This is a genomic window from uncultured Flavobacterium sp. (genome assembly GCF_951805225.1).
GTDB lineage: Bacteria > Bacteroidota > Bacteroidia > Flavobacteriales > Flavobacteriaceae > Flavobacterium.
Genome location: NZ_OX638201.1, coordinates 3,128,958 through 3,142,928, shown reverse-complemented (window position 1 = coordinate 3,142,928; position 13,971 = coordinate 3,128,958). Strand labels below are relative to the sequence as shown.

The following is a 13,971-nucleotide window of genomic DNA, read 5'->3' as shown; positions in this document are numbered from 1 at the left end:
TGTCGATAAACTAGTGCGATTTCTCCTTCGTCGAAATTGTAAAGGTTAGATATTTCGGTAACAAAATTTAACTTTAATAAATTTTGTTACGATGAGAAATAATAGTCAGGATTCCACTTTAGAACGAAACTATTTAGAGAAGTATCGTTTTTTAATAAAAGAATATGAGCAGGTAAAAAATAAAACTCATCCTTTGTATAAAAAGGTAATGGATTTTTATGCAGCAAATGACACTTGCCGCAAGAGTTTTTTAAAGTATTATAATCGATATAAGCAAAGTGGGAAATCATTGGATCTGCTTCCTCAGAAACGAGGTCCCAGATATAAAACCAGAAGACCGCTAGCTTTTATAGAGCAGAAAGTAATTGAATTACGAGAAAAAGGAAACAACAAATATGAAATTGTTAGTATCTTAAGGCCCAAATTAGGAAAGCATACACCATCATATTCTGGAGTTTATAATATTTTAAAACGTAATAAAATCAATAGATTAACTCCGAAGATTAAAAAGAATCATCAAAAAATAATCAAGGAAAGAATGGGAGAACTTGGGCATATTGATTGTCATCACTTAAGTAAAAGTATCATAAGAGGAGAAAGTAAAAAACGATATTTAGTTTGTGTAATTGATGATTACAGCCGGATTGCCTGGGCTGAAGTGATTCCTGATATTACCGCTTTAACCGTTATGTTTGCCACATTAAAATGTTTAAACATCCTGAGTGATCATTATGAGATAAAATTTGAAGAAGTATTGTCTGATAATGGACCTGAATTTGGAATCAAAACAAGTAAACAAAAATATCAGCATCCTTTTGAGAGAATGCTGATGGAATTAGGAATTACTCATAGGTACACAAAACCTTACAGACCACAGACAAATGGCAAGGTTGAACGTTTCTGGAGAACTCTCGAAGATGATTTATTAAGGGATACGGATTTTGATTCTCAAGAAGAATTAAAAGAAGAGCTATTGCAATATTTATATTATTATAACCATGAAAGACCACATCAAGGTATTGACGGAAAAAGACCAATTGAAATGATAAATCCGTTACCGAAATAAGTGACTTTTACAGAAATGACAATATTGTGTTTAATTAAGCGGTTTAACTTAAGAATTTCTTTTAGAGAGATCCGTTTTAAGCATATTTGAAGTAGCTCTGGCTATTAATCTGGTGTGATCTTCATTCCATATTTCGCATTGCGCATTTACCAATTGTTTTCCTTTTTTAATTACAGATGTTTTGGCAAAAATGGTGTCTCCAATTTTCGCTGGAGCGAAATAATCAACGACAAGATTTATAGTAACATAAAAGCTATTTTCATTATAAGAAAACATTGTTGCGCCAATACAATCATCTGCAATTGCGGCTGTAACTCCGCCATGAAGGGTTTTAATTGGGTTTGACATTTCTTCTCTTATCAGATATTTAAAAGTTACACTTCCTTCTTCGGCAGCGATTACAATTGGTCGCATCCAAAGCATAAAAGGCGATGGCGATGCGGTAAATTCTTTATCAATGTGGTTTTGGAGTTCTTGTAATCTTGAAATTGTTTCCATTTTAGTTTTGATTTTAATTTAATATACCAATTGGTATTTTTTATAATAAAAAAAGAGTTGTTGCTTTATTCTAAGTCTTCAATGATTTTATTTAGCGAAAGCATTACTGTTGACAAATCGTTTAAATTTCCTGTGATTTTTGAGATCATAACAGCGCCTTCAATAAGTGCAATTATGGTTAAAGCGGTTCTTTCGGGTTGTATTTCTTTTGCTTTAAATTCGCCGGCAAGGATTCCTTGTTCTATCAATTGAATCAGTTTTCGTTTCCAGAAAAGAATAATGCGTTCAACATTTTTTTTAAGAACCGGATGCGTATCATCGGCTTCTATAGCAGTATTTAAAATTGGACAACCGCCTTTTGTGACTCTTAAATCCAGGTAATTAGAATAGAGTCGGGGATAAACAAGTAATTTGCCTTTGAAGGTGTTTTGCTTTTCGATTTCTTGTGAAAAAGCATCTTGTAGTCTTTTTACATTGTATTGAAAAGCGGCAAGAGCAACCTCATCTTTATTTTCGAAATTCCCGTAAATACTACCTTTTGTAAGTCCGGTTGCTTCTGTAATATCGCTCATAGACGTGCCGCTATATCCTTTCATATTAAAGATAGGAGCAGTTTGTTCGATAATAAATTGCTTGGTTCTTTCGGCTTTACTCATGACGATTAAATTATGATACTGCAAATATATACCAATCGGTATAATTATAAATGTTTTTTTGAAATTATTTTGTTCTTGAGTGTTTTTTGAGTAGTTATTTTAAAAATTTCGCGCAAAGTCGCAAAGCCGCCAAGTTTAAAAGTTTTCCTTTGCGACTTCGCGACTTTGCGCGAGATTCATTCGATACAGGATAAAAAAACTTAATTTAAAAGCATTGATTTTCAGGTATTAAGTATGATTTATATAAAAACAAGTCCGCCAGTTCCAAAATTGAAACTGGCGGACTAAAAAAATAAAAAATAAACACTGTCTTTGTTAGAACGAATATCTAACCCCAAATTGTCCTTGGAATCTTGACGCTAACTGATCTACAGTATAAGGCGTTGATGAAGGTCTTTGGAAAGTATATGTTGGATCACCAGTGGCAACACCTCCAAGGTTTCCTGATTTTGTTAAACCAAGGCTCGCTGTTGAATTGTATGTATTTGGAACAAAGTAACTTCTTCCCCAATCTTTGTTGATAAGGTTACCAACGTTTGCCATGCTGAATGAAATTTGGAATGTACCAACTTTTGTAACTTTGATTTCATCCATTAATTTCAAATCTGCCTGAATATTCCATGGAGTTGTATCTCCATTTCTTTGTGTGAAAGTTCCTCTTCTGCTTTTTAAATAATCGTTTCCGTTAACAAAAGCTTCGTAATCTGCAACTTGTTGTGCTGCTGTCGCTGATGGAACTCCTGTTGAACTTACACCAATATATTTCGCTGCTTCTGTTGCATCTTTAAAGATATAAGCCAATCCTGCTGCTTGTCCTGTTCCTGCAATTGTTGAGTTTACAAATCCCCAAGAAAACGGATTTCCTGATTGTGCATTAAAATATACATTAGCAGAGAAAGTATTGTTATCAGCCAATTTTACTGCATATCCTACATTCGAAACGATTCTGTGTTTGATATTAAAGTTCGAAGTTGCCAATTGAGGATCATTTGGTGTCAATGATTGGTTCATTTGGAAGTTACTTTCCATAGAGTTACGAATTCCGTTTGTAACGTCACGTGAATCTCCGTAAGTATAAGCAACCATAAAATTAAGACCAAAATCATACGTTTTTGAGATCATCTCAGTAATGCTGTATCTGTATCCTTTGCTTGTGTTTGAAAGCAAGTATGCATTTGAAAAAGCAGGGTTAATATTAGCTGCATAAATTGGCATTTGGTGATTTGTATCGTAAGAGAAATAAGTTGGATTATCCAGTTTATTTACTTGTTGAAATTCAAGATCACGAATTACTTTAGTATAAATACCTTCAGTTGTAAATTTATATCCGTCGATGATTTTATCGATTGCCAATGAGTTTCTTAAAACAGCCGGCATTTTGAATTTGTTATCCACTAAATCTGCCTGAACTTTTGGAGTTGCATCGTGATATCCGTTTAATCCGTTGTTTGCCAATGGATCTCCAGCTGCTGCAACCTGAGCAGGAGTAAGGTTATTTTTGTCATAACTTCCGTAACCTACACCATCATTATAATATGCGTAACCTAACCATGCAAACGGAATACGTCCTGTAAATACTCCAGATCCACCTCTTAAAACAAGCGTTTTATCTTCGTCAACATTATATGTAAATCCAATTCTTGGAGACACTAATGCAGTGCTAAAAAAGTTGTTATTTATTTGGCTTAATGGCGTGTATGTGTATGTATTACCATAATTAGGATCTGCTAGAGAATTTTGAACTTGCGGGCTTAATTTTGGTTTATTTGGCAAGTCTGTATAATCAACTCTCACACCTGGAGTAACTTTCAATTTATTTCCAATTCTGATCTCGTCTTGTGCGTAAACACTATATAAGTTTACTTTGAATTTAGCATACGGATTATTGAAGATTTCGTCTCTTGTAGAACCATCAAATGGGTAAGTTCCACGAACACGAGAAGGAAGTTTATTAAGGAAATCATCTAATGATTTGTATGAAACTCTTCCGTTTAATGCATTTACAAATCCGTAATTGATGTCATAAAACTCGTTGTGAGTACCAAATAAGAACGTGTGATTTCCTGTTTTGTATGTTAAGTTGTCTGTGATTTCGGCAGTATTTTGTTTCATATTAAATACAGTAGCTTCACGGTCATTTCCTAAGAAAATTGTTCCTCCTTTATAACCAATTTCTGTTTGGGGAAACATGATATTGCTTGATTTTGGATCACGATAATCTTTAATTGCTGAATAACTTGCAATAAATGAATTTGACCATTGGCTATTGAAATGACTTTTAAGTTCTAAAACCGTACTAATAGATTGGTTTTTCTGCGTAAAATCCATGCTTGAAAATCTAAAGTTTGCTGCATCGCGCTCTAAGTTCGAAGCTTGAGAAATTACAGTATTATTTCTTAACGAAAGAGAGTGTTTGTCATTAATTTTCCAATCTAATTTATTGAAGAATTTTTGGCTTTTTGCAAAGTTGTTGTATGCTCCAGAACTTCCTACGTCAAATCCGTAGTTTGTTTTAACGAAATTCGAAATCTGATCTGCTGTTGCATTATCAACTAATGAAGTCAATTTTCCAGCAGAATTTGTTTGTCCTGCATTGTAAAATAAAGGGTCAGTTCTCTCCGCATATTCCATATTGGTAAAGAAGAAAAGTTTATCCTTAACAATTGGCAATCCTAATCTAAAACCTACTTGATAATCACCAAAAGAACTTGGCATTTTTGAACCGTCTCCAGCATTATTTGGACCTGTAATCGCAGCACTTCTACCATAACTATAAATAGAACCGCTTACTTCGTTTGTACCGCTTCTAGTAACGGCATTTACGCTTCCTCCTAAAAAGTTTCCTAATTTAATATCATAAGGAGCAATATAAACCTGAATATCCTGAATCGCATCTAAACTTATAGAATTTGATCTTGTACTACTTCCTGGCATCCCAGAAGTTCCGGATTGACCACCCAAAGACGGACTAAAACCTATCGCATCATTGTTTATCGAACCGTCAATAGTTACGTTATTGTATCTAAAGTTAGTTCCTGCAAATGAGTTGTTTGAACTTTGCGGAACCAGTTTTGTAACATCCTGAATTCCTCTGTTTATTAACGGAAGTCCGTTTACTTGTTTTTCACCAATATTAGTTCCGTTGTTTTTTGATGACGGTTTAGAACTCGTAATTACAACTTCTTCCAATACATTGTTGTCAGCTTTACTAACCACAATTGTTGGCAAATCATTATCACCAAGAGTTAAAAATATTTGTGCATTAGAATAATCTTTGGTGCCTGAACTTTTAATTTCCAGTTCATAAGGACCACCGGCATTTAAATTTTCGAAACTAAATCTACCTTGTTTATCAGTTGTAGCTCTGTAAACAGCGTTTGTAGGTAAATGTGTTAATGTAACCTCAGCGTCAGTAAGTGGGCTGGTTCCATCATTAACCTTTGCAGATAATGACGAGGTTGTAATTTGAGCAAAAATGTTTCCCATAACAAGAAGCATAAATGCCGAAAAAAAGAGTTTTAGTTTTGTCATGTTGTTTTTAGTTTTTATTTGACAAAGAAACCCAGTTTGTTCCGATCAGATTTAACGCTTTTGTTAACTTAAAATGATAAAAATATTCATTGTTAACCCAAAATTATGAACGTGTTATTTTAGCTTTAATCAATTAAGTGTTTAAAATCAATAGTTTAAACAAAATGCTAAAAATAAGTAGATTAGGTTTGTATTTGAAGTAGATTAGAGAAACATTAGAGTGTTAAATTAATGTTATGGATTGTAAAAATAAGCGTTCGAGAATTGTACTGTTCTCGCTGAAAAACATGTTTTTCAAAGCTAGTTTGTCATTTCGAGGAACGAGAAATCTTCGCAAGTAGCTCCTCAAACAAAATCGCCAATCTTTGTAGAGCTACTCGTGGAGATTTCTCGTTCCTCGAAATGACAAACTAGACGGAAATGTTGTTATGAAACGGATAGCGGGATTAGCTCCTTAAAAAAGATTTACGCAAATTTAAAATTAGATCTGCTCAATCTGCAAAATCTGCGTGAAAGAAAAACACTTTAATCCTTTTAAGGAAATACTAAAGAAAATGTAGTGCCTTTTTCTAACTCAGAATCTACTATTAGATTAATATTATGAAGTTTTAGAATTTGCATTGTGATAAAAAGTCCCAATCCTTGTCCCTGAATGTGACGCGTTCTATCGCTTCTGAAAAAGAGATCAAAAATAGATTCTCTATCCGTTTCTGAAATTCCCGGACCTTGATCTTTAATTTTTATCAGAAGCTTTCCTTCATTCGAAAAAGCAAATACGTTGACTTGTTCAGGCGAAGAAAACTTAATCGCATTATCGAGAATGTTATACAAAGCAATGAAAATCATGTGTTTATTTCCATGAATGGAAAGCAAATCTTCATCATCAGAAATGGCATCAAAATTAACCGAAACTTTAGATTCAGGATATTCGATCGCTTTCTTTTCCAGAACATTCCACAATATTTCATCAATCCTAACGGATTCCATTTGCTGTGGTTCAGAAAGTTCAAGTCCTGATAATACCAAAAGTCCTTCGAGAGTAGATTTGAGATGTAAAGTATCTTTTTTGAGCGATTTTAAAATTTGCTCATATTGTTCGTTAGTTCTTGGCTGTTGCAGCGAAACGTCAATGTCTCCAATAATAATGGTAAGCGGAGTTTTTAATTCGTGAGAAGCGTTTTTCAGAAAGTTATTCTGAATCATTATTCCACTTTCCAATCTTTCTAAAAGATAATTAAAAGTGGTAACAAGCTCTTTAATTTCGTCTTTTCCGCTTGTTTGCGGGATTTCCAGCCTCGAATGAAGATTTTCGGTCGTAATCGTATTTACTTTGGCTATAACTTGCTCAAAAGGCAGAAAAGTTTGTTTGGCTAAAAAAGTTCCCAAAAGATAATTTATCGGAATTCCGGCGAGATAAAAAAGAATAAACATAATACCAAGAATCTCCAATTGTCGGTTTCCTGCATGATCAATTCCTGAAACTACAATGATAAAATCTCCCTGATTGTCTTTATAAAATAAACCAACAAATTGTCTGTCGTTGATTTTAAAATGTACAATTTTCTCTTTTTTGATTAAATCCAAATATTGATCACTAAGCTGAACATCAACATTATCGTTTACAAAAAGTTTCTTTGTTTTGGCATCATAAACTCGTATCGATTCGTTGTTTATGCGATTGTATTGTATTTCGATTTGACGATAACGTTCGCTGCTAATCTCTTTGATTTCGTCTTTTTCGAAGTAAAAAAGAGCCGTTGTCATCGCATGATCTTCAAGATTGTCATAATAAAGATCTTTCATGTGAGTTCTAAACAACAAGAAAGAACCCGCCATTACAAGTCCAACCGTAAAGGCAAAAAGCAAACTGGAATTAACCGCAAGTTTGTTTTTAAGATTCATGACTCTTTTGTTTGAGCATATATCCCGTTCCTTTTATGGTATGAATTAATGGCGTTGCAAAGTTTTTATCGACTTTATTTCGCAGATAATTGATGTAAACATCTACAGTATTAGAATTCATATCAAGATCAATGCTCCAAACTGCCTGAGCAATTGCAATTCTTGACAAAGCTGTTTCTCTGTTTTTCATGAAAAAAATCAGAAGCTTAAGTTCTCTTGAAGATAAATTAAGTTCTTTTCCGTCTCTCGTAGCGCTTTGTTCCTTCATATTGATTTCAATTCCGGCATAAGATTGAAAGTCTAATATTCCGGTACTAAATTCGGCACGACGAAGCTGAGCATTTATTCTCGCCAGAAGTTCTTCAAACAAAAAGGGTTTTGCCAAATAATCATCGGCACCGGATTGTAATCCTTTTACTTTTTCGTGCGGCGTATCTAATGCGCTTAAAATAAGAATAGGAAGAAGTATTTTTCTGTTTCTTAAGACTTCGCAAACCTCAAAACCTGTAATATCCGGAAGCATAATATCGAGAATAATGATATCGTAATCATTTTCCATGACTTCATTTATGGCGTCATATCCTTTCGATACTGACTTAACCTGATAGAGATTTTCTTCAAGTCCTCTCGAAATAAAGGAAGCAACTCTGGGATCGTCTTCAACTAATAAAACTCTATTCATAACCGAATATAATTGGGGTGTGCAATGTGATAACTCGTTGTGTGTAATTCTTTTTAACAGATAGCAACATAGCTCAAAAAATGTAATAAGGCGTTTCACTTATTTATAATACACAAATTTAGCTATGTGAAAGAAATGTGTTTCTTTATTTTATTCTTTTTTTTAAATATAAAAGCTATGTTTCTATGTGTTAAATTAAGCTTTTATGTATTGATTTAAATGGGGTTAAGTAATATAATAAGTGTTTTGAGGACTTATTGGAGTTACTTTTTTATCGTTTAATTCTAATAATGTATTTTCTATCATTTGCGACATTGCGTCCAATGCAAGATCATTTGGCTGAAGACCAAAAGGATTTTCCAATTCATCGGCAATTGCTTCAAGTGCGACGAAAGTATAAGCTATAAAAACGATTATAAAAGGCGTAATCCAGCCCATTGTTTCGACAAAACCAAAAGACAATAAAAAGCAATAAATGTAAACTGTTCTGTGCAATAAAACGCTGTAAGTATACGGAATTGGTGTTCCTGCAATTCGTTCGCATCCGCCAACAATGTCGGAGAGTTTGTTCAGATTTTCTTCAAAAGCAAGTTGTGTAACGCTGTCAATCTTGTTTTCGGATTTGGCATTTTTTACCCAAATTCCTAATTCTCTTAAAATAATTATAGGTTTAAATTTGACTTCTTTAAGTTGTTCTGCAAGTTCTTTTGGCAGAAGCCGATTCATATCATTATCAGAGTTTGTTTCTCTAAGCTGATGTTTTAAACTGTAGACAAATGCAATAAGTAAGTTGGTAAAATTCTCTCTTTTGGCTTCATATTCTGCATCGTTAATCAGCGTAATACTTTGTCTGGCAAGAGATCTTGTATCGTTTAATAATGCGCCCCAAAGTTTTCTGCCTTCCCAAAAACGATCATAACTTACATTGTTTCTAAAGCCCAGAAATATAGCCAATGCAATCCCGAATAAAGTGAAAATTGCGGGATTAATGTGTAAATTATATTTGAGAAGATAAGGTTTGAAATAAACGACCAAAAGCGAAAATAAAAGCAATAACAAAAGCCTCGGAAGGAGTTGCGGCAAAACGGAACCTCTCCATTCAAAGAGCATTTTAAACCAGGTATTCTTTTTCTTTATTATCATTTGGAAAAAATGAAATTCTAAGATATAAAAGTAATTAAAACTAGTATCGCTCGCAAAAAATCACAGAAAATATAATGGTCTTTATTTAGTGTGAATTTTAAGGGGATTAATCATTCAAAAAAGCCGTCAAATTGTAGCAATAAGACGGCTTTTGAAATTAAAAATTTTAATATTTTTTTAGGTTGATAAAGTTAAACCTTTAGCTTTAAAATTACCAAAAAGTACTTGTCTTGCACTACTTATTGTTTCTTCGGTACGGTAAATACTGCACCAGAATTTTACTTGTAATTTGAATTTTCCTTCAGAAATTGCACTGTAATAAATCTGTGGTGTTTTTGTATTATTGACCATTTGCATGCTTTCAAGAGATTCTATTATAAGCGCATTAATATCCTCAGGCATAACATCTCCGGAAACTTCTAAAGTAATTTCTACCAATTTAAAATTGTCTGTATAAGTCCAGTTTGTAATGTTTTGAGAAAGTAAATTACCATTCGGAATAATGATTTCGGCACCATTTGGCGCGTTGATTTTGGTGGTACGCAATCCCATAGATTTCACACGACCTGATTCATTGCTAATATCGATTACATCGCCAATTTGGATTGGTTTATCGAAGATTAAAATAATACCCGAAACAAAATTATTAACCACATTCTGAAGTCCAAGTCCAACACCGACACCCAAAGCTCCTAATAAAATACTTAGTTTGTCTAAAGGCATTCCCGAAGCTGCAACCGCCAAAAGATAACCGACTATTAAAACCACAAGTCTTGTAATCAATAGTTTAGAATGTTGTCTTTTATTGACGTTTTCTTCGTTTTCATCGTCAATTTCGCCAAAAAAGTAAGCAACATAATTTTGCAATAAATGCGCTACCCAAATAATTATAAAGAATAAAACGATGTTTCCTAAAGTAAAAGTGATGCTTCCAATAGTATTTGGATGGCTTAATAAGGTGACTAAACCGGAACGAAGGGATTCCCAAGCATTTAAATTAGCTGCGATTACAACAATCCACATATAACTAATTATGATAATGAAAGGTTTTTTGAGTGTGTCAGACAAAGTTTCGTGATCGAAGATTTTTTCAATGCCACGTTTAATTCTGGTAGTGTAAATCTGTAAAAGAATAACCTCTAAAACAATCTTCAAAAGAACACTCAAAGCCACAATTTGTGTTAGCGAAATAAACGCTGTAAGACTTAACATATTGGCCAATGAAACTCTTCCGAAAAGGTTATTCAAAAGCGATAAAGCATTCAGACCAATAAAAATTATGGTTGCCCATTTAAAAAATCCTTTGATATAAAGCTGTTCTTTTAAAGTTTTAATCTGAACTAAACCATAACGGATTCCTAAAATATTGATCACAATAAAAGCACAACGCTGAATAAATCCTACTGCAATAAATAAGTCAAGGAAACACAAAACAAAGAACAGAACTAATAGAAATATCCAGTTTTTCATGGCAACTGCCGGCCATCTATTCTTAAAAAGAACCGTAAGAAGTCCCAAAAGAACCAACTGAATCAATTCAATAAATAATGCCGGAGCATATAAATTACTTACAACGGCGATATTAAGACCAATTACTGAAACTGGAATTATAACGCCACGATTTAAATATTTGAAGTTAAATTGTGCCAGATTATCGGCATGTGCATTACTGTTTAAGTATTTTAAATTGCGCGAAATGTACCAGCCCAATAATCCCATTAATAAAACTAAAGTGATCAAACCGCCTGCTCTGTAACTTAGATAATAAGCAGCAACATTTTCTTCGATAATGATTTTAGCTTTTATGTTTTGCCCAACTATTTTTTTCGCGGTCGAATCGGTTTTGCTCCATAAAGTAGGATAATCTTCCTTAAGCATTCCGATTCCTGATTGTTCAAGTTTGCTGTCAACGGTAATTAAAGCATTCGAAACCGCAATTTTTCTTTCAACAGTAAGTCTTTTGTTTTTGTTTAAAATACCTTGATTTTTGGTCATTAAACTGTCCGTGCTCAGATATCTGTTTTTAAGATTGGCGAATTCTTTTTTAAACTGTTTGCGACGAATCGTGTCTTTCAAAAGACTCATTAAGGTTTTGTCTTTGCGCAAATCAATTACTCTGCCTTTGATTTTTTCAAGAGCCAGATTACGCGAATTGATTGCTGTATTTTGTTCTTCTAGTTCCTGCTGAATTTCTTTCAGCACGATACGATACATTTGCTGATTGCGCACGTTAGGATTTGCACCTTTTAAACTCTCCAGAATAAGATCAAGTTTACTTTGTGTTCTTTTGATATCACCAAATAAATGATGGCTATTTCCATCAAATTCGGTGTCATTATGAGCAGATTCCAGGACTTCTCCGGCTTTTTCGATAGCCATTAGATAGTCGCTGTCAGTTACACTTTCCTGAAATAGTGAAGATTTGGTTTCTGTTTTTGGAGGAGTTGTTTGCGAATAGGCGAGTGGCGTGTAAAATAAGACTGCTAATAAGGCAAGTAAACAAATAGAATATCTTTTCTGAATCATAATTTAGGGCATAAATTTAAGGTTCAAATGTAATTTTTTTTAAAGTATTTATGATGAAGAGTATGATAAAATTTGGTTAAAAGAGATTTTGTTTTTGACACTTTCAAATAGTTATCGGGATAAAAAGATTCACATAGATTTTTTAATATGAATTTCACGCAGATTAAAAAAGATTTAAGCAGATTTACGCAAATTAATTTTAATAAAAATCTATTTAAATCTGCTTTGATCTGTAGAATCTGCGTGAAATTAAATCATTTTATCCCGAAGCTTTGCGAGTGGCTAAAAAAGAAAAATTAAAAATATTATATTCGTACTCTCATACCAAAAATACCAAAACACCTAGAAAATGGAGAATATTACTGTAATTATCATGTTACTATTTGGCGTCGCTTTCCTGAGTCTTGTTAGTAAAAAATATAATTTCCCAATTCCAATTGTGTTGGTGCTTTGCGGAGTTGTGATTAGCATTATTCCCGGACTTCCGGTGATTGCATTAAGTCCCGAAGTTGTTTTTATCGTCTTTTTGCCGCCGCTTTTATATCACGCAGCGTGGTATACTAGTTGGTCTGATTTTAAACAAACCATCCGACCAATTACTTTAGCGGCTGTAGGTCTGGTACTTTTTACCACCGTTGCCGTAGCTTTTGCTGCACATATGCTGATAGATGATATTTCCTGGCCGTTAGCTTTTTTATTAGGCGCAATCGTTTCTCCGCCTGATGCAGTTTCGGCTACTTCTATAACAAAAGGTTTGGGTTTGCATCCGAGATTAATCGCCATTCTTGAAGGCGAAAGTCTGGTAAATGATGCCAGTGGTTTGGTTGCTTATAAATATGCTTTGACCGCCATTACAGCGGGAAATTTTGTACTCTGGCAAGCCGGATTGAATTTTGTTGTGATGTCGGTTATAGGAATTGCGATTGGTTTAGGCGTGGGATATGTTATGAGTTTTATTCATAAAAGATTTGTTTGCGACGAAGTTATCGAAGCAACTTTAACTTTATTAACGCCTTTTGCTTCTTATTTAATTGCCGAACATTTCGAAGCTTCGGGAGTTTTGGCTGTAGTGGCGACAGGGCTTTTTCTTTCGGCGAGATCAGGAACGATTTTCACGCACGAAAGCCGAATCATGACAGGAACGATTTGGAGCGTTTTAACGAATATTCTAAACGGTTTAATCTTTATCTTAATCGGATTGCAATTGCGTCAAATTATTGAAGGAATCGGGGATTATTCCGGTTGGTCATTGTTTGTTTGGGGCGCTTCGGTAAGTTTGGTCGTGATTTTGGTGCGTTTTTTATGGGTGATTCCGGCAACATTGCTTCCAAGATATATCAGTAAAAAAATCCGTCTACAAGAGGAATTTGATTTCCGAAACATGATTGTTTTTGGTTGGTCCGGAATGCGTGGCGTAGTTTCTATGGCAGCTGCATTGGCGCTTCCGCTAATGATGAACGAAACAGAAGAATTTCCACTCCGAAACCTCATCATTTATCTGGTATTTTGCGTAATACTTTCGACTTTGGTAATTCAGGGTTTGACTTTACCATGGTTAATCAAAAAACTAAAAATCGAAAAATATTCGATCCTTGCCGAAGAATACGAAATAAGAAATGTAATCGTGTCGCAAACCATTACCCATATTGAAGATAATTTCTCGTTACTCAACGACGACTTACTTCACAATATAAAAAGTAAATACGAAGTAAAATTCAACCGCCTCCAAAAAACCGAACTCCCAGCCAACTTCTTCGGAAAAGGAAATCTAATGGGCGGCGAGATTTTCAATGATTTCACCAAACTTCAAATCGATCTTCTAAATGTAGAACGCGGTAAACTAGAATCGATGCATAAATCCGGTTCTGTAAATGAAGAGATTTTCAGGAAAATTGAGAAGGAACTTGATTTGGAGGAGACGAGGTTGTGGATGGAGATGTATGAGGAATAGGGGGATTTTAGTTTTA

At 34.0% G+C, this 13,971-nt stretch carries 9 protein-coding genes; 2 read left to right on the top strand and 7 right to left on the bottom strand.

Features of this window, described 5'->3' with window-relative positions:
- Positions 1-91 precede the first annotated feature (91 nt).
- Complete coding sequence (locus WN975_RS12560) at positions 92-1,066, top strand: integrase core domain-containing protein (protein ID WP_337964803.1); 975 nt, start codon at positions 92-94, stop codon at positions 1,064-1,066.
- Between the two features lie 48 nt (positions 1,067-1,114).
- On the opposite strand, the gene WN975_RS12555 is transcribed toward WN975_RS12560, so the two are convergent.
- The 7 genes from WN975_RS12555 to WN975_RS12525 form a co-directional block, all read right to left on the bottom strand.
- A complete protein-coding gene (locus WN975_RS12555; RefSeq protein ID WP_337966838.1) occupies positions 1,115-1,564 on the bottom strand; it encodes a PaaI family thioesterase in 450 nt (149 codons plus the stop codon).
- 65 nt (positions 1,565-1,629) lie between these two features.
- The gene (locus tag WN975_RS12550) at positions 1,630-2,220 is read right to left on the bottom strand and encodes a TetR/AcrR family transcriptional regulator (protein WP_337966837.1); all 591 of its coding nucleotides are present in this window, start codon (positions 2,218-2,220) and stop codon (positions 1,630-1,632) included.
- A 315-nt stretch (positions 2,221-2,535) separates the two neighbouring features.
- Positions 2,536-5,751 carry a TonB-dependent receptor gene (locus WN975_RS12545; protein WP_337966836.1) on the bottom strand — a complete coding sequence of 1,072 codons (3,216 nt, stop codon included), beginning with the start codon at positions 5,749-5,751 and terminating at the stop codon, positions 2,536-2,538.
- A gap of 534 nt (positions 5,752-6,285) precedes the next feature.
- Entirely contained in the window at positions 6,286-7,653 is a 1,368-nt protein-coding gene (locus WN975_RS12540; RefSeq protein WP_337966835.1) for a HAMP domain-containing sensor histidine kinase, read from the bottom strand.
- Positions 7,643-8,335 (bottom strand): response regulator transcription factor, encoded by a 693-nt coding sequence (locus WN975_RS12535; RefSeq protein ID WP_337966834.1) that lies wholly within the window; start codon positions 8,333-8,335, stop codon positions 7,643-7,645. The genes WN975_RS12540 and WN975_RS12535 overlap by 11 nt, the downstream gene beginning before the upstream one ends.
- 225 nt (positions 8,336-8,560) lie before the next feature.
- Positions 8,561-9,478 (bottom strand): bestrophin family ion channel, encoded by a 918-nt coding sequence (locus WN975_RS12530; protein WP_337966833.1) that lies wholly within the window; start codon positions 9,476-9,478, stop codon positions 8,561-8,563.
- A 177-nt stretch (positions 9,479-9,655) separates the two neighbouring features.
- Positions 9,656-12,004 (bottom strand): mechanosensitive ion channel, encoded by a 2,349-nt coding sequence (locus WN975_RS12525; protein WP_337966832.1) that lies wholly within the window; start codon positions 12,002-12,004, stop codon positions 9,656-9,658.
- A gap of 349 nt (positions 12,005-12,353) precedes the next feature.
- Here WN975_RS12525 and WN975_RS12520 point away from each other — a divergent pair, with 349 nt between their 5' ends.
- The gene (locus tag WN975_RS12520) at positions 12,354-13,955 is read left to right on the top strand and encodes a Na+/H+ antiporter (protein ID WP_337966831.1); all 1,602 of its coding nucleotides are present in this window, start codon (positions 12,354-12,356) and stop codon (positions 13,953-13,955) included.
- Positions 13,956-13,971: the final 16 nt, after the last annotated feature.

Coding starts and splice junctions, on each gene's coding strand:
- WN975_RS12525 (WP_337966832.1), bottom strand. CDS start 12,004: ATGATTCAGAAAAGATATTCTATTTGTTTACTTGCCTTATTAGCAGTC.
- WN975_RS12545 (WP_337966836.1), bottom strand. CDS start 5,751: ATGACAAAACTAAAACTCTTTTTTTCGGCATTTATGCTTCTTGTTATG.
- WN975_RS12535 (WP_337966834.1), bottom strand. CDS start 8,335: ATGAATAGAGTTTTATTAGTTGAAGACGATCCCAGAGTTGCTTCCTTT.
- WN975_RS12560 (WP_337964803.1), top strand. CDS start 92: ATGAGAAATAATAGTCAGGATTCCACTTTAGAACGAAACTATTTAGAG.
- WN975_RS12540 (WP_337966835.1), bottom strand. CDS start 7,653: ATGAATCTTAAAAACAAACTTGCGGTTAATTCCAGTTTGCTTTTTGCC.
- WN975_RS12555 (WP_337966838.1), bottom strand. CDS start 1,564: ATGGAAACAATTTCAAGATTACAAGAACTCCAAAACCACATTGATAAA.
- WN975_RS12520 (WP_337966831.1), top strand. CDS start 12,354: ATGGAGAATATTACTGTAATTATCATGTTACTATTTGGCGTCGCTTTC.
- WN975_RS12530 (WP_337966833.1), bottom strand. CDS start 9,478: ATGATAATAAAGAAAAAGAATACCTGGTTTAAAATGCTCTTTGAATGG.
- WN975_RS12550 (WP_337966837.1), bottom strand. CDS start 2,220: ATGAGTAAAGCCGAAAGAACCAAGCAATTTATTATCGAACAAACTGCT.